Annotated in this window: 17 protein-coding genes; 5 read left to right on the forward strand and 12 right to left on the reverse strand. The window is 52.5% G+C overall.

Annotated elements, in window-relative coordinates; genetic code table 11:
• Positions 1-19: 19 nt before the first annotated feature.
• From RB297_RS23030 to RB297_RS23045, 4 genes are all read right to left on the reverse strand, one after another.
• The gene (locus RB297_RS23030) at positions 20-1405 is read right to left on the reverse strand and encodes an alpha-L-fucosidase (protein ID WP_096775762.1); all 1386 of its coding nucleotides are present in this window, start codon (positions 1403-1405) and stop codon (positions 20-22) included.
• A 144-nt stretch (positions 1406-1549) separates the two neighbouring features.
• Positions 1550-3160 carry an extracellular solute-binding protein gene (locus tag RB297_RS23035; RefSeq protein ID WP_015737871.1) on the reverse strand — a complete coding sequence of 537 codons (1611 nt, stop codon included), beginning with the start codon at positions 3158-3160 and terminating at the stop codon, positions 1550-1552.
• Between the two features lie 43 nt (positions 3161-3203).
• Positions 3204-4112, reverse strand: a complete 909-nt coding sequence (locus RB297_RS23040; RefSeq protein ID WP_096775761.1) for a carbohydrate ABC transporter permease — start codon at positions 4110-4112, stop codon at positions 3204-3206.
• A gap of 15 nt (positions 4113-4127) precedes the next feature.
• Positions 4128-5099 carry an ABC transporter permease gene (locus RB297_RS23045; protein ID WP_375121539.1) on the reverse strand — a complete coding sequence of 324 codons (972 nt, stop codon included), beginning with the start codon at positions 5097-5099 and terminating at the stop codon, positions 4128-4130.
• 424 nt (positions 5100-5523) lie between these two features.
• Between RB297_RS23045 and RB297_RS23050 the strand changes: the two genes are divergently transcribed.
• Entirely contained in the window at positions 5524-6558 is a 1035-nt protein-coding gene (locus RB297_RS23050) for a glycoside hydrolase family 18 protein (protein WP_375121540.1), read from the forward strand.
• Between the two features lie 395 nt (positions 6559-6953).
• On the opposite strand, the gene RB297_RS23055 is transcribed toward RB297_RS23050, so the two are convergent.
• Positions 6954-7172 carry a DUF378 domain-containing protein gene (locus RB297_RS23055; protein WP_009593023.1) on the reverse strand — a complete coding sequence of 73 codons (219 nt, stop codon included), beginning with the start codon at positions 7170-7172 and terminating at the stop codon, positions 6954-6956.
• Positions 7173-7340: 168 nt separating this feature from the next.
• Positions 7341-8237: a LysR family transcriptional regulator gene (locus RB297_RS23060; RefSeq protein ID WP_192570319.1), complete on the reverse strand. Its 897-nt coding sequence runs from the start codon at positions 8235-8237 to the stop codon at positions 7341-7343.
• Between the two features lie 157 nt (positions 8238-8394).
• On the opposite strand from RB297_RS23060, the gene RB297_RS23065 reads away from it, so the two are divergent.
• The gene (locus RB297_RS23065) at positions 8395-9438 is read left to right on the forward strand and encodes a YeiH family protein (RefSeq protein WP_096775758.1); all 1044 of its coding nucleotides are present in this window, start codon (positions 8395-8397) and stop codon (positions 9436-9438) included.
• Positions 9439-9730: 292 nt separating this feature from the next.
• A complete protein-coding gene (locus tag RB297_RS23070; protein WP_192570317.1) occupies positions 9731-11200 on the forward strand; it encodes an alpha-amylase in 1470 nt (489 codons plus the stop codon).
• A 133-nt stretch (positions 11201-11333) separates the two neighbouring features.
• On the opposite strand, the gene RB297_RS23075 is transcribed toward RB297_RS23070, so the two are convergent.
• Both RB297_RS23075 and RB297_RS23080 read right to left on the reverse strand, forming a co-directional pair.
• Positions 11334-12233 (reverse strand): ABC transporter permease subunit, encoded by a 900-nt coding sequence (locus tag RB297_RS23075; RefSeq protein WP_192570316.1) that lies wholly within the window; start codon positions 12231-12233, stop codon positions 11334-11336.
• 19 nt (positions 12234-12252) lie between these two features.
• The gene (locus RB297_RS23080; RefSeq protein WP_009593013.1) at positions 12253-13161 is read right to left on the reverse strand and encodes an ABC transporter permease subunit; all 909 of its coding nucleotides are present in this window, start codon (positions 13159-13161) and stop codon (positions 12253-12255) included.
• Between the two features lie 264 nt (positions 13162-13425).
• On the opposite strand from RB297_RS23080, the gene RB297_RS23085 reads away from it, so the two are divergent.
• Positions 13426-13902 carry a glutathione peroxidase gene (locus tag RB297_RS23085; protein ID WP_009592987.1) on the forward strand — a complete coding sequence of 159 codons (477 nt, stop codon included), beginning with the start codon at positions 13426-13428 and terminating at the stop codon, positions 13900-13902.
• A gap of 180 nt (positions 13903-14082) precedes the next feature.
• Here the strand turns inward: RB297_RS23085 and RB297_RS23090 are convergent, their stop codons facing one another.
• Positions 14083-16059: a glycoside hydrolase family 127 protein gene (locus RB297_RS23090; RefSeq protein ID WP_375121541.1), complete on the reverse strand. Its 1977-nt coding sequence runs from the start codon at positions 16057-16059 to the stop codon at positions 14083-14085.
• Between the two features lie 139 nt (positions 16060-16198).
• Here RB297_RS23090 and RB297_RS23095 point away from each other — a divergent pair, with 139 nt between their 5' ends.
• Complete coding sequence (locus RB297_RS23095) at positions 16199-17023, forward strand: helix-turn-helix transcriptional regulator (protein ID WP_375121542.1); 825 nt, start codon at positions 16199-16201, stop codon at positions 17021-17023.
• 184 nt (positions 17024-17207) lie between these two features.
• Here the strand turns inward: RB297_RS23095 and RB297_RS23100 are convergent, their stop codons facing one another.
• The 3 genes from RB297_RS23100 to RB297_RS23110 form a co-directional block, all read right to left on the reverse strand.
• Complete coding sequence (locus tag RB297_RS23100) at positions 17208-17609, reverse strand: VOC family protein (protein ID WP_375121543.1); 402 nt, start codon at positions 17607-17609, stop codon at positions 17208-17210.
• 29 nt (positions 17610-17638) lie between these two features.
• Positions 17639-18136, reverse strand: a complete 498-nt coding sequence (locus tag RB297_RS23105) for an SRPBCC family protein (RefSeq protein WP_015737883.1) — start codon at positions 18134-18136, stop codon at positions 17639-17641.
• Between the two features lie 98 nt (positions 18137-18234).
• Positions 18235-18579: an ArsR/SmtB family transcription factor gene (locus tag RB297_RS23110; RefSeq protein WP_015737884.1), complete on the reverse strand. Its 345-nt coding sequence runs from the start codon at positions 18577-18579 to the stop codon at positions 18235-18237.
• Positions 18580-18644 lie beyond the last annotated feature (65 nt).

Raw genomic sequence — 18644 nt, forward strand, 5'->3', positions numbered from 1 at the left:
CGTTTATGCAGTCCGCCTCTTACCGAAACCGCAATACATGCGCGATCGGCGCCGTTCCCTGACGCTCCTGATCCGGAAGACGGACCGCGACACCATCGTCCGTGCGGCGATAATCCAGTGCCTCCTGACCCCCGACCAGATCAACTCGGCCGAACGCCGTCTGAATCGGAATGAACAGCTCCTCAGGGACGGCTTCTTGCTCATTACGATACAGATAAATGGCATAGGTCGTATCGTCTTTTTGGGTAAACTGGACCGCGCCGGAGGAATACGGCTCGCAGACACGCGTTCCATAGATGGCCTCTCCGTAGACCTTCAGCCACGCGCCCATGCCCTTCATTCTTGAAATGGCCGTCTCGGACAGTCTTCCGTCCGGCTGCGGGCCTATGTTCAGCGCGAGATTGCCGCCTTTGGCCACGATCTCGACCAGCAGATGGATGAGCTGACGAACCGATTTGTAACGATCTTCGTAACGGAAAGAGAAGGAGGTTCCCATCGTGATGCAGCTTTCCCAAGGCACGTGAAGAGCACGTTCAGGGAGGGTCTGCTCCGGCGTGATCAGATTCTCGTAAGGCCCGCCGACCGTCCGGTCCGCCGAGAGGAGCCAAGGCTGGATTTTGCGCGCTTTCTCCACCGCTTCGCCCAATCGGATATTCTGGTCCCGGTAATCGTTCACCCAGCCTGCATCGAGCCACAGCACATCAATGCGGCCGTAACGGGTCATCAGTTCCATGATCTGCTCATGGGTAAACTGAACGAACTGTTCCCACAGCCACGGATATTTCTTCGGATCGTAGCTGGGTCCGCGTGACGTAAAGCTCCCCGCTTCCATTCCCGGCGCCCAGTAGTACGGCGTATGCCAATCGGCCTTGGAGAAATAGGCGGAAATGCCGAGCCCCTTGGCACGGAAGGCATCAAACAGCTCCTTCGTAATATCGGCGTATTTATGCGTATGGAACGGACAGTCCGGCCCCGTGACGCGGTAGTCGGTCGTATGCGTATCCCACATGCAGAACCCGTCATGATGCTTGGTCGTAAAATTCAAATATTTGAAGCCGTTCTCCGCTGCCAGATCAGCCCACAGATCAGGCTGAAACCGAAGCGGGTTGAACGTCTTGTTCAGATCGAAATACTGCCGCTTAAGCTCCTCCGCATCGATATCCCAATCAATGCCGTCGCGCGACCAGTCCGCGTCTTTATCGCTCAGCGCCCACGATTCGACCAGGCCGAGCTGGGAATACGGCCCCCAATGCATCATCAGGCCCAGCTTCTGGTCCTTGAACCATTCCAGGCGCTCCAGGAGCAGCGGATCCTCCGGCTTGACCCACTTGTCCTCGCTGCTGAAATTATGTACGCCCTGCTCCACTACCGCTTGCTCTTCCTCTACCAGCTTGTTCTCCGACATGGTGTACCTCCATATTTCATTTGTGATAACGGTACTAGGAAGACCGTTTGTATAGCCTTGCCTGCCCTTTAAAAACAATAGCCAACCCCCGGTCAAGAATCGACCGGGATACGTTGGCCCTTTGTTGTTCAACTATGCATCTGATTATTGCTCGGCATTCCAGCGGTCGTATGCGCCTTGATACAGCTCGACGAGACGGTCGCTGCCCATTTTCTTGACTTGTGCAACATATTTATCCCAGTTTTCAAGCGGCTCTTGGCCTGTCACGAATTTGGCTTCCATCTGTTTCACGTACGTTTCCAAATCGGACAACAGCGCAGTTGCCTCGCTCTGCTCTTCATTCGTCAAATAAACGTTAGGGAACGGCGATTTGCCGATCGGCACCAGTTTCTCTTGATTCTGCTGATCGATCCACTCATCGAATTCGGTGCGAAGACCTTTCGCAACATCCGGATCATTGACGCCAGGCGTCAGAATGCCGTAGTTCGGCGTGATTTTGCCGCGATACTCCTCACGATCGCCGCCGCCCGGCACTGGGAGCCATTCTTTCACGCGGTTAGCTTCATCCTTGAATTTCCACAGGGTGCCTTCCGGTCCTTGGTTAAACAGCGTAGCGCCTTCATAGCTGTACAGGTAATCGATCCAGCGCATGGTCGCTTCCGGAGCCGGGTTGCTGCTCGAAATGGCGAATGTGCCTCTTGCCGACATGCCAGGATGCATGCCGTATACCGGAGAGTCGGCGATTTCACTCTTCACCGGCGTCATGAGCGGATGCTCGCTGCTAGGCTCGCCGCCGAGCGTGAAGTACGCATGGTAGTCGTTAAACAGAGCCAGCTGATTGTTTTCTCCCTTGGCTTTTTTCTGATCGCCTGTTTGCGAGAAGGTCTCATGATCCAGCAGTTCTTCCTTCCACAGACGGTTCATGAACGTCAGATAGCCTTTGTAGCCTTCTTCCTGATAAGGGTAGTGTACTTTCCCATCCTTGTCGGAATAGATGCCTTCGTTGTACATGCCCCAGAAGCCGAAGAAGTACATACGCAGGTCATCCAGCTTGACGGAAGTCAGCGGAATCTCGTCTTTCTTTCCGTTTCCGTTAGGATCTTCTTCCTTGACGCGTTTCAAGAATGTATATAATTCCTCAGTAGTCTTAGGTTCGGACACGTTTAGCGCTTTTAGGAACTTGCCGTTGTACCACATCGGGCCTCTGTACCATACGGCAGCCTTGTCAACGAACGGCAGGGCGTAAATATGTCCGTCCGGGGTTGTGAAAGATTTGCGGACATCCGGATTCTCGTCAAAAATCTTTTTGATGTTCGGTGCATAACCCTCGTCAATGTACTTCTCCAGCGGAATGAGGATGCCCTGGCTGCCGTAAGTTACCTGCTCAGCCGGCTTCAGATCCGCCGCATAGAACATATCGGGCAAATCGCCGCTCGCAAACACCAGATTTTTCTTTGTTTCAAAGCTGTCAATCGGAGAAAGCTGATATTCCAGCTTGATGCCTGACAATTTCTCCATCTCTTGTAGTACGGGCATCGTATTCCAATCGGCTACACCGGCATCCTGTGACATGACCGTCAGCGTGATCGGCTCATCCACAATCGGGAAACCTTCCTTCTTTACCCCTTCCGTGCTGGCTGTCCCGGACGGTGCTGTAGCAGCGCCATCTCCTTTAGGTGAACCACAGGCTGCAAGCATTGTTGCTGAGAGGGTGAGGCAGAGTAAAATAGATGATGCCTTGCGAAGCTTTTTCATGACAACAACTCCCCTTTTTTGGTGTGGATTGTATGGTTTAAGATCAGCCCTTAACGGAACCAATCATAACACCCTGCACAAAATAACGTTGAAGAAACGGGTAAACAGCAATAACCGGAAGTGTCGCAACGATAATGACCGCATATTTGACCAGTGCGGCAATTTCCGCTTTGGAATTCATCGCTGCAGCGGATGAGGCGTCAATCGCCCCGCCGCCCTGAGCCGCCATCTCCTGAAGCACCAGGATTTGACGCAGGAAGAGCTGCAGCGGATACTTCGCCGCATCGTTCAGATAAATCATGGCGCTGAAGTAACTATTCCAATGTCCGACGCCGTAGAAAAGCGCCATGACGGCAATAATCGGCATCGAGAGCGGCAATACGATTTTGACGAATAACCGGAAGTTCGTACAGCCGTCGATATGGGCCGCTTCCTGAAGCTCCTTCGGAATGGTCGATTGGAAGAACGTCCGGGACACAATGATGTTCCATATGGACGCAGCTCCCGGCAGTATAAGAGCCCACATGCTGTTGACCATGCCAAGATCTTTCACGAGCAGGTAACTCGGAATCAGTCCCCCGCCGAAAAACATCGTAACCAGGAACACCGCCATAAAGAATCCTCTACCCACAAAATCTGAGCGACTGAGCGCATAGGCTGCAGGCAGCGTGACAATCAAATTCACGATCGTACCTATCACTGTATAAATAATCGTGTTCTTATAGCCAATCCAAATGTTGGCATTCTCAAACACCCTGGCATATCCATCAAAAGTTATCCCTTTCGGAATCAGCCACATTTCACCTGAGCTTACGTACTTCGGATCACTGATAGAAGCGCTGACAATGTACAGCAGCGGGTACAGTACGATGATCAGTGCAATCGTCAAATAGATGTAGTTGCATAGCAGGAATAATTTATCCCCCTTGCTTTCCCTTACCGTGGATGGCATATGTTATTCCCCCTTCTACCACAGGCTGTTTTCACTGGTGCGGCGTGCAATTTGGTTCACCGCGATCAGCAGTATCGCATTAATTACCGAGTTGAACAATCCGACGGCCGTGGAGAAGCTGTACTGGGCATCGACCAGACCGGACCGGTAGACGAAGGTCGAGATGACATCGGATGAACTCATGTTCAGCGGGTTTTGCAGCAGCAGGATTTTCTCGAATCCAACCCCTAAAATGCTGCCCATATTCAGAATCAACAGGATCGTGATCGTAGGTACGATCGCCGGAATATTGATGTGCAGAATGCGCTTGAATCGGCTGGCACCATCCACGACGGCTGCCTCGTGCAGCTGCGGATCGACGCCCGACAATGCGGCCAGATAGATGATGGTGCCCCAGCCCGCACTCTGCCACACGCCGGACAGCACGTACACGGTCTTAAACCAGGCAGGGTCCGTCAAGAATTGCGGCGGCTGGAAACCGAGCATTTCCACAAAATTAACGATCATGCCCGACGAAGGGGACAAGAAGGTAATGATCATGCCGGACATAACGACAACCGATATAAAATGCGGCGCATACGTGACGGTCTGTACCGTACGCTTGAAGAATGAATCCTTCACTTCATTGAAGGCCAATGCCAGGATGATGGGAAGCGGAAAGCCGATCGCCAGCTCATACAAGCTGATGCTCAAGGTATTCCAGAGCAAGTCCCAGAAGTAATAAGAGTTAAAGAAGCGTTCGAAATGGTCGAATCCGACCCACGGGCTTCCCGTTATTCCCAACGTCGGGATGAAGTTTTTGAAGGCAATTTGGATCCCGTACATCGGGCCATAATGGAAAATGACAAAATACAGAAATGCCGGAGCGATAAACAAATACAGCTCCCAGTTTCGAATCATCCTCCTCCATAATGTATTTTTCTTACGATTCGGCATCGTGTTCACCGATAAGCTTTGCGTCAGGGCGGAATGACCATCTTGCTGCATAGGTTGCCCCCTCCTTTTCTAATGAAAATCCGGCCATTTTTTTTCGGAAAAGCACCCCTGTTCAATGTAAAAGAAAGAGCCTTCCTGACCACACATCCTTAGCGTGCGGCTTTGCCCGCTTCAGAATTGTTAACGCTTACATCCCAAGTGTATGGATCGCGGCATCATCCGTAAATATGTCATTTTCAATTGTCCGGTTATAACAGCGCCATCCATTGGTATGACGGGCTTTTCACGTCCTTCCCAGTCTTGTATTGTCATTTTTCGGGCAGGAAAACATGTGGTTTTTGACCCCTTACCCTACGGTAAATTGTCATCCTCGCTAACGGGATGATCCTTGACAGATGTCATATCTGACCGTAAGTTGGAAAAATAAACCGTAAAAGCAAAACTGACATATTCTAAAAGAAACGAGGTATTATGCATGCAGCCATCATCCTGGATTTTAGCCGGCTACGCAGGGCGCAAAGTCTTATCCGAGATCACGGCCGAAGATGCCCGGCGGCTCACTCACTTGAACATCGCTTTTGCCCATATCCAAGAAGACAAGATTACGTATACCGACACGAACACCATTCACGAGATCCAACGCTTGAAAGCCGTCAATCCCGAATTAACCATACTGTTGTCCGTTGGCGGCTGGGGCTCCGACGGATTCTCGAGAGCGGCAGCCACGTCGGAAGGTAGACAAAGCGTGTGCGAATCGGCGATCAAGCTGCTGCAAGAGTTTCCCTTCGACGGCATTGACCTGGACTGGGAGTATCCATGCTACTCGATCGCCGGAACGGCGGCATCGCCAAACGACAAGGAAAACTTTACGCTGCTGCTGAAGGAGCTCCGGGAAACGCTGGATCAGTACGGGCGGGGCGAGACACACTACCTGTTGACCATCGCGGCCGGAGCCGATCAATATTATATCGACAGCACCGAAATCAATGACATCCACCCCTATCTCGACTTCATTCAGCTGATGACGTACGACATGCGCGGTGGATTCCAGACGCTGACGGGCCACCACACCAACCTGTACACCTCCACCGGCGATCTGTTCCGAATCAGCGTCGACGCATCGGTCCGTCTGTTTACCCTAGCTGGTGTGCCGCGCGAAAAAATCGTGATCGGGGCCGCATTCTACTCCAGGAAGTGGAACGATGTGCCGGACGTGAACAACGGATACCTCCAGGTCGCTCCTTCCCCCGGAGGTTACGGCCCGACCTATACCCAGCTCGCTGCCGAGTATTTTAGCAATCCTTCCTATAAGAGGTACTGGGACGACGAAGCCAAAGCGCCTTATTTATTCGACGGCAGCAGCTTCATCACATACGATGACGCCGAATCCCTGACCCATAAATGCAAATACATACAGGAGCAGGGGCTGGCCGGCATCATGTTCTGGGAATACAGCTGCGATGCTACGCACAGCCTGGTGGATGCCTTGTACAAAGCATTGCGCTCTTAGCGGGGCTGAGCTAGCACGAGCTGCAGCAGATTCACTCCCTTCATCATGTCTTAGAAAAGTTGATGATAGACGAGCTGCACGTTATTTTATATAACATGCAGTTGACTTCATCTTCTTGCGCTGCAATGACTTGGCTTCATTCTATGGGTTCCTTCCGGATCCCGTAAATATGTCGTTTTTATCTATAACTATAGAGCACGAAAACCCTTATTCATACTGGGAAATTCATACTGCATATGTTGAATTTGCACCTCACATAAGCATGCCGCCACACGGACAGTTTCAAAGTTTTGGACATTAAAAAAAGCCGGTCCCCAATAGGGACCGGCTTTTTGGCTTATGCAAACCCGGGCATTTCTTGTCGTTCGCGTTATGTTTATGTCACTAAATATAACCTACTTAGCTGTTGAACGGTCGTCATTCGTAACGTCACCGAAGAAGCGGATCGAGTACAGTGCACACAGTCCGACAATCGTATAGATGATGCGGGAGCCTACAGAGCTCTGCCCACCAAACAATGCAGCGACCAGGTCGTATTGAAACAGACCCACGAGCAGCCAGTTGATGCCTCCGATAATCAATAACAGCAATGCGATGGTATTAAATGTTCTCATCGTTTAACCCTCCTTACGCCCTTTTTTTCATGTCATTTCTTATATGGTTTATACAATAGATTCTGGTAACTATTTTTAACCAACAATTGCATTTATAATCATGACCGGACAAAAAAACATCCCTAAGCGGGATGTCCTTGATACTCGATTCGAAATTGCCTTCTTCCCCTACACTTCCTTAGGAAATCCACGCTGTTGACGCAGAAGCTCCAGAAAGATCTCAACGGCCTTGGTGTGATAAGGCGTCTTCTGCGTAATCCATGAGAACTGGCGCGCCACCGGCTTGCCATCCGGTACCAGCATATGCAGCGTTCCGAGTCGAATCTCCTTGCGCACCGCCCACCTCGACAACAGCGTAACGCCAAGGCCTGCCTCCACGGATTCCTTGATCAACTGGGTGCTTCCGAACTCTACGATATGCTTAGGATGAACATGATACCGGGAGAACATCCGCTCCGTTGCCTCGCGGGTGCCCGAACCGGCTTCCCTGACAATCCAGGTCTCATCCGCCAGCTCGGACAGCGGCACCTCCTGCAGATGGTCATACCGCCCGTCACGGGGGACCATCACCACCATTTCATCCTCCGCGAAAGCCTCGATATGCAGTTTCTCATCCTGATAGTCGCCCTCGACGATCCCAATATCCGCCTCATGTCGCAATATCATCTCCGCCACCTCTTTAGTGTTCCCGATCGTAATCGACGGGCGGATCAAGGGATAACGCTCCCTCATATAAGCGATCAAATGCGGCAGCATGTACTCCCCGAAGGTATAGCTGGAGCCGATGGACAGATGGCCGCTTGCCCGATGCATCAAATCGTCCACAAGGGCATTCATGCGGGTGTACAGGCCCAAAATGTCCTTCGCATGATGGTATACGATCTCTCCCGCTTTCGTAAGCCGGACGTATTTATTGGTTCTCTCCAGCAGCTTGGTGCCAACGGAACGCTCCAACGCTTGGATATACTGGCTTACCGCCGGCTGTGTCATAAGCAGTTCCTCGGCCGCGCGGGTAAAATTCCCCTTGTCTACGACGGCTACGAATACTTCCAGTGCTTGATCCACGCTTTTAGCCCCCTTCGTTCCAGATCCATATTTGGTTATGCGTTATATTACCATAATAAATTACTTATGATGATCATCATAATGATTTATTTTTCTTATTCTAAGCAATGGGATACGATGGGTTCAGACCAACCGAACGAATCGGAGGTTATGTCTTATGGCTGAACCCGCATATTCCAAATCTCAAGAGCACGTCCATCGTCTGGTTCGATGGACGCAGCATTCGCTGCCCGCCACTGCTGGCGGCGTAGCCTTTACCTTTGTCATCGCCCTTATCGGTTACGGATTAGCCAGCGTGCCGGGCCTTGGCTATCTTGGCCAGCTTGCCTGGGCAATTCTGATCGCCGCTGTATACCGGCAGCTCCGCGGTTACCCGGAGAGACTGCGCATCGGGATCCAATTCACGGCCAAGCGTCTGCTGCGCCTAGCGATCATTCTATACGGCTTAAAGCTGAATATCGGCGTCGTATTCCAGCAAGGCTTGGGTTTAATGCTGAGAGATGTCATCAGCGTCGTGTTTGCGATCGGGCTTACACTGCTGATTGCCAAATGGCTGAAGGCCGATATGTCCCTGTCCCTTCTGCTCGGGATCGGAACAGGCGTATGCGGCGCGGCGGCCATCGCCGCCGTGTCCCCGATCGTGAAAGCCAAGGAAAAGGATACCGCGCTTGGAGCAGGGCTTATTGCCTTTCTCGGAACCATAGTCGCGATCGGTTATACCCTCGTCCAGCCGCTGCTTCCCTTATCGGATACCCAATACGGCATCTGGTCGGGCGTAAGTCTTCATGAGATCGCCCATGTGGCACTCGCAGCCGCTCCGGCAGGCGAAGATGCTCTTGCCATCAGCTTGCTTGCCAAGCTTGGCCGCGTATTTCTGCTCGTGCCGCTCAGCATCGTGCTAATGGTCTGGATGAAGCGGACCGGACGTTTGCAGAGCCAAACGCGGATGGAGTTTCCCTGGTTCCTGCTTGGCTTCATCGCAGCGAGCTTGCTGGGAAGCTGGGAATTTACCGGACAACCGATCATTCCCCTGCCGATCAAGGATACGATATCCCAGGCAGCCTCCTTCATCCTTGCCATGGCGATGGTGGGACTTGGCCTGAATGTCCACTTGAAGGACATACGCGGCGCCTGGCGGCCGCTGCTGGCCATGGCCATCACCACCGTGCTGCTGATCCTGCTGACTTATGCCATGGCATAAGCAATCAGGTGACGGCCCAGTGCACGAAACGAAAAGCCATTCCCTGCTCGCGGGGGATGGCTTTTCGGCGGTGAATGCCTCCAATCCCTTTCCATCCTCCGGGCTTTGGATTCAGACCGACTCCGGTTTTTGCAGCATGGCCAGCCCCGTCTTTTTCTTTCCATTTTAGGGTAAAACTAAAAGAGCGGGGTCTGCCCGATCCGGGGGACGGTTTAGCTCCCCCGCTTTCTTGGGTATTTGAGCTTAGTATGCAGTCATCATGCAGATCGATCAGGATAGAGGAGATGGAAGTATGCAGCGAAATCATACGATTATGCAATTCTTCGAATGGCATGTGGCAGCCGACGGCTCCCACTGGAACCGGCTCAAGAACGCAGCGCCGGAGCTGAGCAAGGCAGGGATCGACGCGGTTTGGATTCCTCCGGTGACAAAGGCATCGTCCGCCGAGGACAATGGTTACGGCGTTTACGACCTGTATGATCTGGGAGAATTCGATCAGAAGGGAACGGTTCGCACGAAGTACGGAACCAAGCAGGAATTGACCGATGCCATCGCGGCCTGCCAGAAGAACGGGATCGCGGTTTATGTGGATCTGGTGATGAACCATAAGGCGGGCGCCGATGAGACCGAACGTTTCCGGGTGGTACAGGTCGACGAGATGGATCGGACCAAGGATATATCGAAGCCGTTCGAGATCGAGGGATGGACCAAATTCACGTTCCCCGGCCGGGGGGACCAATACTCTGCCTTCCAATGGAACTTCACTCATTTCAACGGGACCGATTACGACGAAATCAACAAACGTTCCGGCATTTACCGCATCGTCGGCGAGAATAAATCGTGGAGCGACAAGGTGGACAATGAATTCGGCAATTACGACTACCTGATGTTTGCCAACATTGATTACAGCCATCCGGATGTGCGCAAGGAAATGATTGCATGGGGAAAATGGCTGGTGGATACGCTGCAATGCAGCGGATTCCGGCTGGATGCGATCAAGCACATCAATCATGACTTCATCAAAGAATTTGCGGCAGCCATGAAAAAAAAGCGCGGCGATGATTTTTACATCGTGGGGGAGTTCTGGAACCCCGAGCTTCAGGACTGCCGGAATTTCCTGGATACGGTGGATTATAAAATCGATCTGTTCGACGTGTCTCTTCACTATAAACTCCAAGCGGCTTCGAAAGCCGGCCGCTCCTTCGATCTGCGGACGATTTTCGACGATACGCTCGTGCAATCGCATCCGATGAATGCCGTCACGTTTGTGGACAATCACGACTCGCAGCCGCAGGAATCGCTGGAATCCTGGGTCGAGGATTGGTTCAAGCAGAGCGCTTATGCGTTGATCCTGCTGAGGAAGGACGGTTATCCTTCGGTCTTCTACGGCGATTATTACGGAATCGGCGGCGAGAACCCCATTCCCGGCAAACGGGAAGCGATTGATCCTTTGTTGTATGCCAGGGCGAATCGGGCGTACGGCGAGCAGGATGATTATTTTGACCACCCGAATACGATAGGCTGGGTCCGCCGCGGCATACCGGAAATCGAATGTTCCGGCTGCGCGGTGGTCATCGCCAACGGCGAAGCCGGGGATAAGCGAATGTTTGTCGGCGAGCATCGCGCCGGAGAGGTATGGGTGGATCTGACCCGCACCCGGAAGGATCGCGTAACGATCGGCGAGGACGGCTTCGGCCTGTTCCCGGTGAACGGCGGCAGCGTGTCCGTCTGGGCTCACCCGGATATCCCCGTAGAAGCGTGACAAACCGCATTCGGCATGGACATAAAAAGACCGGAAGAAATCGGCTTCGGCAGAAGCTTGCCTCCTTATGGGAAGCACCTGCATAAGCTTTCATTCTTCCGGTTTTTTTGCGTTAACAGCCAGAGCCCCTCAATCAGCCCTTAACCTGAAAACGGCGGCGCAAACCCTCGCCTAACAGGTTGAACGTGATGATCAGCAGCATCATGGCAAACGCCGGATAGACCACGAATTGGAACTTCCCAAGCCAGATGTCTGCCCGATGCTTGGACAGAATGGTCGCCCAGTTATAACCCGTCTCCACGAATTCCATGACGTAATAATTAACTTCCTTCCATTCATGACCAAGGAAGATGTTCACGATCGCAAGCTGGCCGAGCAGGAGCATGACCTTTCCCATATCCAAACAGAAGTTGACGATCACTTCGGGGAACATGACCGGGATATAGTAATTCTTCGTCAGCGTCCTCGTGCGAAGACCTAACGCGGTTCCGGCCTCCATATAAGGCTCGCTTGCCATCTTGTGGGCCTGCTGCTGAATCGTGATGGCCACCCGCCCGGCCTCGACGCTAGCCAGAATCAGAATGGCCCAGCCCATCCGCTGCTGGGAGAAGAGAAAGAACGGAAGCGCAAGCAGCAGCGCGGATGCGAAGACCGGCGGCAAATAGGAGCACAACTGGTTCCAAAAGGTGATGAACCGGTGGGTGAACCCCTTTTTCTTGCGGGCAATCAATCCCAGGGGCACCCCGATCGCATATCGGACAGCCGTAATCGCGAGCACCAGCAGGATCGTATCCTTGGCGGTCACAACCAGCTTGCTCAGGTTATCGACCCCTCGCTTGTCCGATCCAAGCCAATTCTTCGAGGAAGGCTTATAGGGCGGCAGGGTCAGCTTCTGCTTCCCGTCCTTCATGACCCATCTGGAGGGTTCCTTCTTTAAATCCTTATCAATGAAGGGCATGTAAGGCCCCGCCAGCATAACGAAAACAAAGAAAGCAAGCAAAATACTGCCTATCCATAAAGGAAAGTTCTTCAAGACGACTCACCCCGTATCTTTATCGTGGATCAAAGTACTTGCGTGCCGAATGACTGATCCATTGGACGATCATGAACAGCACCATAAAGGAAAATGCGATATAAATAATGACACCCGGTTCATAATTGCCGCCGGTGCCGCTGAACGTATTGAAATCCAGTGCCAGAAACAATCTCCACGCCGCCCCTGGATAGTTGCGGTAATATTCCACCACGAGCAGGTTGGATAAGATGAAGACAAGCAGGCCCGGAAGATGGGTCAGGATGGTCGCGATGCCGTTGCGCAGCATATGTTTGTAGACAACCTTCCGGTCGCTCAGACCTTTGGCTTTAGCCAGCAGTATGTACATCTTGCCTTCCTGTGCGAGCAGCGAAGCCGACGTGATTCGGGCAATGAAGAAAATCGGGTAAATCGAGACAAGCAGCGAAGGCAGCACGAAAGCCTCCCAACCGTCAACCGCAAAATAACGGATAGCCGGAACATGCTTAATAAGCACCCACTGGGCGATCAGCATCAGGAAAAAATCCGGAATGGACTGGAACAGCCATGTCGTCCAGTGCCCCAGCGCGCTAAATTTGGTCTTGGACAATTTGTAGTCCAGGACTCCCTTCAGAATGCCGAACACGAATCCTATGAATAAAGCGGATACAATAACGAGCAGGCTTTTGCCGACGGCTCCGAAAGCGGCCGCTTCCGAAGACTGGCCGTTATATCGCGATTCCCCCAGCGTACCGTTCTGAATCGCCGCTGCAAAATAATCCCGGATATGCGTTACATACTCACCCAGATCAAAGGAATAATTTGTCACCCATAAATTGCTGTCCAGCGACAGATTCAGATCCCTTGGAACCAGGACGATGAGGACGATGAACATAAAAGCCAGCAGGCTGGTCACCGTCGTTTTGAGCATTTGCGTTTTTAATCTCATACCGTCCTCCCACACATGATTTCAGTAGTACCCCTCTTGGTTCATTCGATTAAGCACTTATTCTACTACTATCATACATCTCCTAAATAAGTCCAGATGAAAATACAAAATTTTACTTTTGATATTTCCGCATCAGGTATTGAAATTCATATATCCATGTACCCGCTGGCATAAACCCTGGATGTCGCCCTATCAAATTGCAATCCGCCGTAAAAGGATATACTCTGAACTTAATACATCTCATTGGAGGAGGTTTCTACGGCGATGTCGATCTATGAATATGAAGTAAAAACGATACGCGGCGAATCCCAAACGCTGGAATCTTATAAAGGCGACGTCATGCTGATCGTCAATACGGCGACCAAATGCGGCTTTGCCCCTCAATTCGACGGTCTGGAGAAGCTGCACCAAACCTACCGCGACCAGGGATTGGCCGTTCTCGGCTTCCCCAGCAGCCAATTCATGAATCAAGAGCTGGAGGAGGATGCCGCGATCGAAGAGGCCTGCAAGCTTAATCACGGCGTCACCTTCCCGCTGTTTTCCAAGATCGATGTGAACGGCACGAACGCTCATCCGCTTTACAAATATCTGACCAGCGAAGCCCCCGGCGCACTGGGCATCAAGGCGATCAAATGGAACTTCACCAAATTTCTGGTGGACCGCAGCGGCAAGGTGATCAAGCGCTTTGCACCGACTGACACTCCGGAGAAGATGGAAGAGGATATCAAGAAGCTGTTGTAAACCGATGCAGGACAGGATCCATTCTCCGTTTGCTTGTCACCTAAAAAAGGGCTTGCCCGAGGTCCATCGACCTTGGGCAAGCCCTTTATGTTATGATGCTTGGAATCGTCATGGTTATGGTACGCAGCATTTTCCGGCTGTGTTTCCAATCTCTATCCGGATAGGCCGTCTGTACGATCTTTATACCGTGCGCGGCTGCTCGCGCACCCAGACGGCCATTTCATTCTCGCCGCGGTGGCCCCATAAATAATAGGGAATAGCCTTTAATGATGCGGGAAGCATCTTTTTGGGAGAAGAACGATACAGCTGCTCATCGCCCCAATCGTCAGACTCTTCAAGCCACCCGGCTCCTTCAATGACAACCGCTCCGCCGAGAAGATTCGGATCAAATCGCGAACGAAGCTTCGGATCACCCGCAAGCGATAGCGAGGATACAGGCACTCCATGATCGACGCTTTCCAGGCAGTATACGAGCGGCCCGCGCTGAATCGCGGCCTTGCCGGCATTCCCCCGTATATTCGGATTGGCTCTGACCTGATGGATCTCCATGGAGAATGCCAACTCCACGGTGTCTCCCGGCGCCCATACTCTCTTCACGCAGGCATAACCGTCTTGAGTAATATCCTCTACGTTCATTTCTTGCCCGTTCACGCGCAAGCCGGCTTTGCCGCGCGACCATTCCGGAATGCGAAGCGCCACCGTCCACTCGACAGCCTGCTCAGGCTGAAGCGTAAACGTAACGTCCCCGTCCCAAGGCAGCGCGCTGTTCTGCATTACCTTCACAGGCACGTCCCCGAACCGCACCTCCGCTTCGCCGCCGATGTACAGATGGGCATACAGCGTATCGTCATTCATCGTATACACGTATTCGCCCAGCGATGACAGAAGCCTTGCCACGTTCGGCGGGCAGCAGGCGCAGGCGAACCATCCCGGCCGAACCGGCTTCACATGAGCCTTGCCCGGATTATGGCGGCAGGCCGCAGGCCATACCTCAAGCGGGTTTACATAGAAGAAATGCCGCCCGTCCTGAGCCATGCTGCTAATGACCGTGTTAAACAGCGCGCGCTCCATCACGTCCGCATACTCGGATTTAGGTGCCAGCTGGAGCATACGTTGGGCAAAAAAGATCAAGCCGATGGATGCACAGGTCTCGGAATACACGGTATCATTCGGCAGATCGTAATCCGTCGTAAACGCCTCGCCGTGATGAGTGGAGCCGATCCCTCCGGTAATGTACATCTGTTTATGGACCATGTTCCGCCACAAGGCATCGCAAGCCTCAAGCAGAGCCGGGTCCTTCGTTCTGGCGGCCAGATCCGCCATCGCCGTGTACATATATACGGCCCGGACCGAGTGCCCGACGGCCTCCGTCTGCTCCCTAACAGGCAGATGGCTCTGATGATAAGCCAAATGCGGGGCGTGCAGCACCGAGCGATAGAAGGATTTCTTCCCGCGCTGTTCCCACTCCTGAAGGAAGAAGTGGGGTTCCGTCCCGCGCTCATCGATGAAATATTGGCTCAGGCTCAAATATCTAGGCTCTTGAGTCACCTCATACAATTTCACCAGGGCCAGCTCAATCTCCTGATGGCCGTCAAACCCATGGATTTTCCCATCCTCGGGTCCAAAAACGCTATCGATATGATCCGCCAAGCGGCATACCACATCCAGTAGCTTCCGCTTTCCCGTCGCCCTGTAGTGAGCAACTCCGGCTTCAATCATATGACCGGCGCAGTACAGCTCATGGCAGTCCGTCAGATTGGTCCAGCGTTTCTCCGGCTCATTCACCGTAAAATACGTATTCAGATAGCCATCCGGCTGCTGGGCGTCGGCAACCAGATCAATCAGTTCATCCACCTGTTCTTCCAGCTTCGGATCCCGATGAGTGGCCAGCGAATAAGCCGCAGCCTCAAGCCATTTGGCGACATCGCTGTCCTGAAACACCATGCCCCCGTATTCACCCTCGTCCCTGCCGGCAGCGATGCGAAAATTGGATACGCCATGGCTCGGCTCAATGCCCGGAATTCGATCATGGAGGGCCTCGTATTGGTAGGGAATCACCACTTCCCTTACCAGTTCTATGTAATTCGACCAGTAAGGGTCGGTCAGTTTCACTTGCTTAAGAGGCACGGCAGCTGAACGCGTAGTAAGAGTCATCATCTCGGATATACACTCCTTTTGGGGTTCGAATAGGATAAAGCCTCGACACTTCCCATTCTACGATCTATGATAGGATGAAAACGATAACAGAATCGACCTAATTTCTTATACGATTTCACACTTCCTTGGAGGTGTTACCATGTCGGAACAAAGAGTGCTTTCCTTCACCTCTCTGCCGCTGCCCTACTTCCTTGAATCCGGTAAAACGCACTACATGCCGGGCGAATCGCATCCGAACCGGAGAAACCTTGGCGTCTTCGACCTCATCCTCGTTCAACGCGGCTGCTTGTTTCTGGGCGAGGAGAACCTGCAGTGGGCACTACGTGCCGGGGATATGGCCGTATTGATGCCGGACGCGCACCACTACGCTGTGCAAGAGTGCCGGGAGGAAACCTCCTTTTATTGGCTGCATTTTCAATCGGCGGCAACGAGCACAACCGATCATGCGTCGATCTCACACAATATCAAGCTGCCCAGGCAAGGCCATATCCCTTATCCGGAGCAAGCCTATCAGCTGTTCGATTCCTTGCACCTTCAGGCTACGGAGCCGAGATCTACGGCGTTTTGGCGCGAACAGACCCTGTTTATCGAGCTGCTGGAGCTGCTGGATCCGTCGCGGTCCGATCAGGAGCAATCGCGGGTGCGCAAAGTCGCGGAGCAGGTGGAATCCTATATCAAAATGCATTACCGCGAGCCCATCAGCAACGCACGTTTATCGTCTGACCTGCATTTCCACTACAATTACCTGACGCGCTGCATGAAGGCCTCGCACGGCTTGACGCCAACGGAATACCTGCTGCAGTACCGCCTGGACCAGGCGAAGCGGCTGCTACTGACTACCCAGTGGTCCATGGCCCGGATCGCGGAGCATGTGGGATTTCAATACCCGCCCTATTTCTCCCGCCGCTTCTCCGCCCGTTTCGGCCTGTCGCCGCTGCAATTCCGAAAGCAGTACACGGAATAAGCAGCATAAGCAGCGGCATGGGATTTGCGGCTGCGCATTGCTATATTCTTCCGTCGGGCATGCGGTGAGGGACAGACGGCTCTTGATCGAGAGCATCAAGCTGCGCAATGCCTTCCTTGCAGCGCAGCGCAAAAAGGGACAGGCCCCTTCCGGGCCCGTCCCTAGATTAATCAACTGCTCAAGGCTACGCTTCGCTTGGCAGATTAAGCTGCCAGGATACGCCGAACTTGTCCGCGATCCAGCCGAACTTTTGGCTGAATCCATAGTTATCCAGCGGCATCATCGCACCTCCGCCATCGATCAAAGCACCGTATACCTTCTCGATCTCGGCTTCGGACTCGCAAGTCAGATAGATGGAGAAGGAAGGCGTGAACGTAAACTCATGCTTCACGTTGCTGTCGATGCACATGAACGTTTGTCCCTTCAACGAAAAGGCCGCATGCATGACGCTTCCCTCGGCTCCCGGCTGATTGGGTCCATAACGGGTAATGCTGATGATTTCGGAATCCTCAATAATGGAAATGTAATGGTTTATAGCTTCTTCCGCGTTGCCCTGAAACATTAAAAACGGGGTCACACTCTTCATCGATAACACACGCTCCCTTATTCATCGGTTTAAGATGGGTAGTTTATCGTTCCTGTCTCTAACAGCTGCTTCAGCCCCTCAAACATATAACCCCAGCCATGCTCGGTTTGGTCATGGTATTCGGTCAGCGCTTTTTCAATATCCTCTGCGGTCCAGTCTTCCTCATGAGGGACAACGATCTCCTGGGAGAACGTCATTTCGCATCCCGCGTCTACGGCTTTGAACTCCACCGTAATGCGGTCCACGGTGTCGCTGAACTGGGGCATCTTGAAGGTGAGCACCAGCTTGCGCGGCCGGTCTATGACCAGATACTCTCCAATGGCCCGGTACTCCTTGCCTTCCCTCACGTCAACAATCTCCCAGCTTCCGCCCACGCGCGGATCGTTGCGGGCGATTTTGTTCGTTGTTTCCATCGTAAACAACCATTTCCTCATCATGTCGGGATTTAACCAGGCATCAAATACTCTTTCCGGCGCTGCCTCAAATTGGCGTTTCATGATCAGCGTGGTAGTGGAGGCGTTATCCAATGTTAATCATCCTTCTCTTATCAAAAGTGGTAATGCGTCTATTTCCCTACGTTACTCATCGTTGTCCAGGATGTTCAGCGGTATTCCTAAGGATTCTTCTAGTGCTCCTCCCTCTTCGCTTTGTTCAGCTCGCGTTCAAGTGCATCAAATTGCCGATTCCAGAATCGTTCGTAGAATTGCAGCCATTCCATCGCTCTTGACATGACGTTCGGATTCAGACGACAGGTATGCGTCCGTCCATGGATGGAACGTTCGAGCAGGCCGGAGCGCTCCAGTACCTTGATATGCTTGGAGGCTGCCGCAAGCGACATGTCAAACGGTTCAGCCAGCTCAGATACCGTCCGTTCCTGCGATGCGATCATGCGCACCATCTCTCTTCGGGTCGGGTCAGCCAGAGCATGGAAGATGTGATCCAGTTGTTCTTCATTATTTTGTTCAACCATATGGTTAACTATAATGGGCGAATTACATAAAGTCAACCATTCGGTTGAATATAGAACAAAAAAAA

The organism is Paenibacillus sp. CR_12 (assembly GCF_041953985.1).
GTDB lineage: Bacteria > Bacillota > Bacilli > Paenibacillales > Paenibacillaceae > Paenibacillus_AQ > Paenibacillus_AQ lautus_A.

Bases quoted from the DNA above. Each gene is read 5' to 3' on its own strand.
- RB297_RS23030 (WP_096775762.1), bottom strand. From the start codon at position 1,405: ATGTCGGAGAACAAGCTGGTAGAGGAAGAGCAAGCGGTAGTGGAGCAG.
- RB297_RS23035 (WP_015737871.1), bottom strand. From the start codon at position 3,160: ATGAAAAAGCTTCGCAAGGCATCATCTATTTTACTCTGCCTCACCCTC.
- RB297_RS23040 (WP_096775761.1), bottom strand. From the start codon at position 4,112: ATGCCATCCACGGTAAGGGAAAGCAAGGGGGATAAATTATTCCTGCTA.
- RB297_RS23045 (WP_375121539.1), bottom strand. From the start codon at position 5,099: ATGCAGCAAGATGGTCATTCCGCCCTGACGCAAAGCTTATCGGTGAAC.
- RB297_RS23050 (WP_375121540.1), top strand. From the start codon at position 5,524: ATGCAGCCATCATCCTGGATTTTAGCCGGCTACGCAGGGCGCAAAGTC.
- RB297_RS23055 (WP_009593023.1), bottom strand. From the start codon at position 7,172: ATGAGAACATTTAATACCATCGCATTGCTGTTATTGATTATCGGAGGC.
- RB297_RS23065 (WP_096775758.1), top strand. From the start codon at position 8,395: ATGGCTGAACCCGCATATTCCAAATCTCAAGAGCACGTCCATCGTCTG.
- RB297_RS23070 (WP_192570317.1), top strand. From the start codon at position 9,731: ATGCAGCGAAATCATACGATTATGCAATTCTTCGAATGGCATGTGGCA.
- RB297_RS23080 (WP_009593013.1), bottom strand. From the start codon at position 13,161: ATGAGATTAAAAACGCAAATGCTCAAAACGACGGTGACCAGCCTGCTG.
- RB297_RS23085 (WP_009592987.1), top strand. From the start codon at position 13,426: ATGTCGATCTATGAATATGAAGTAAAAACGATACGCGGCGAATCCCAA.
- RB297_RS23090 (WP_375121541.1), bottom strand. From the start codon at position 16,059: ATGATGACTCTTACTACGCGTTCAGCTGCCGTGCCTCTTAAGCAAGTG.
- RB297_RS23095 (WP_375121542.1), top strand. From the start codon at position 16,199: ATGTCGGAACAAAGAGTGCTTTCCTTCACCTCTCTGCCGCTGCCCTAC.
- RB297_RS23100 (WP_375121543.1), bottom strand. From the start codon at position 17,609: ATGAAGAGTGTGACCCCGTTTTTAATGTTTCAGGGCAACGCGGAAGAA.
- RB297_RS23110 (WP_015737884.1), bottom strand. From the start codon at position 18,579: ATGGTTGAACAAAATAATGAAGAACAACTGGATCACATCTTCCATGCT.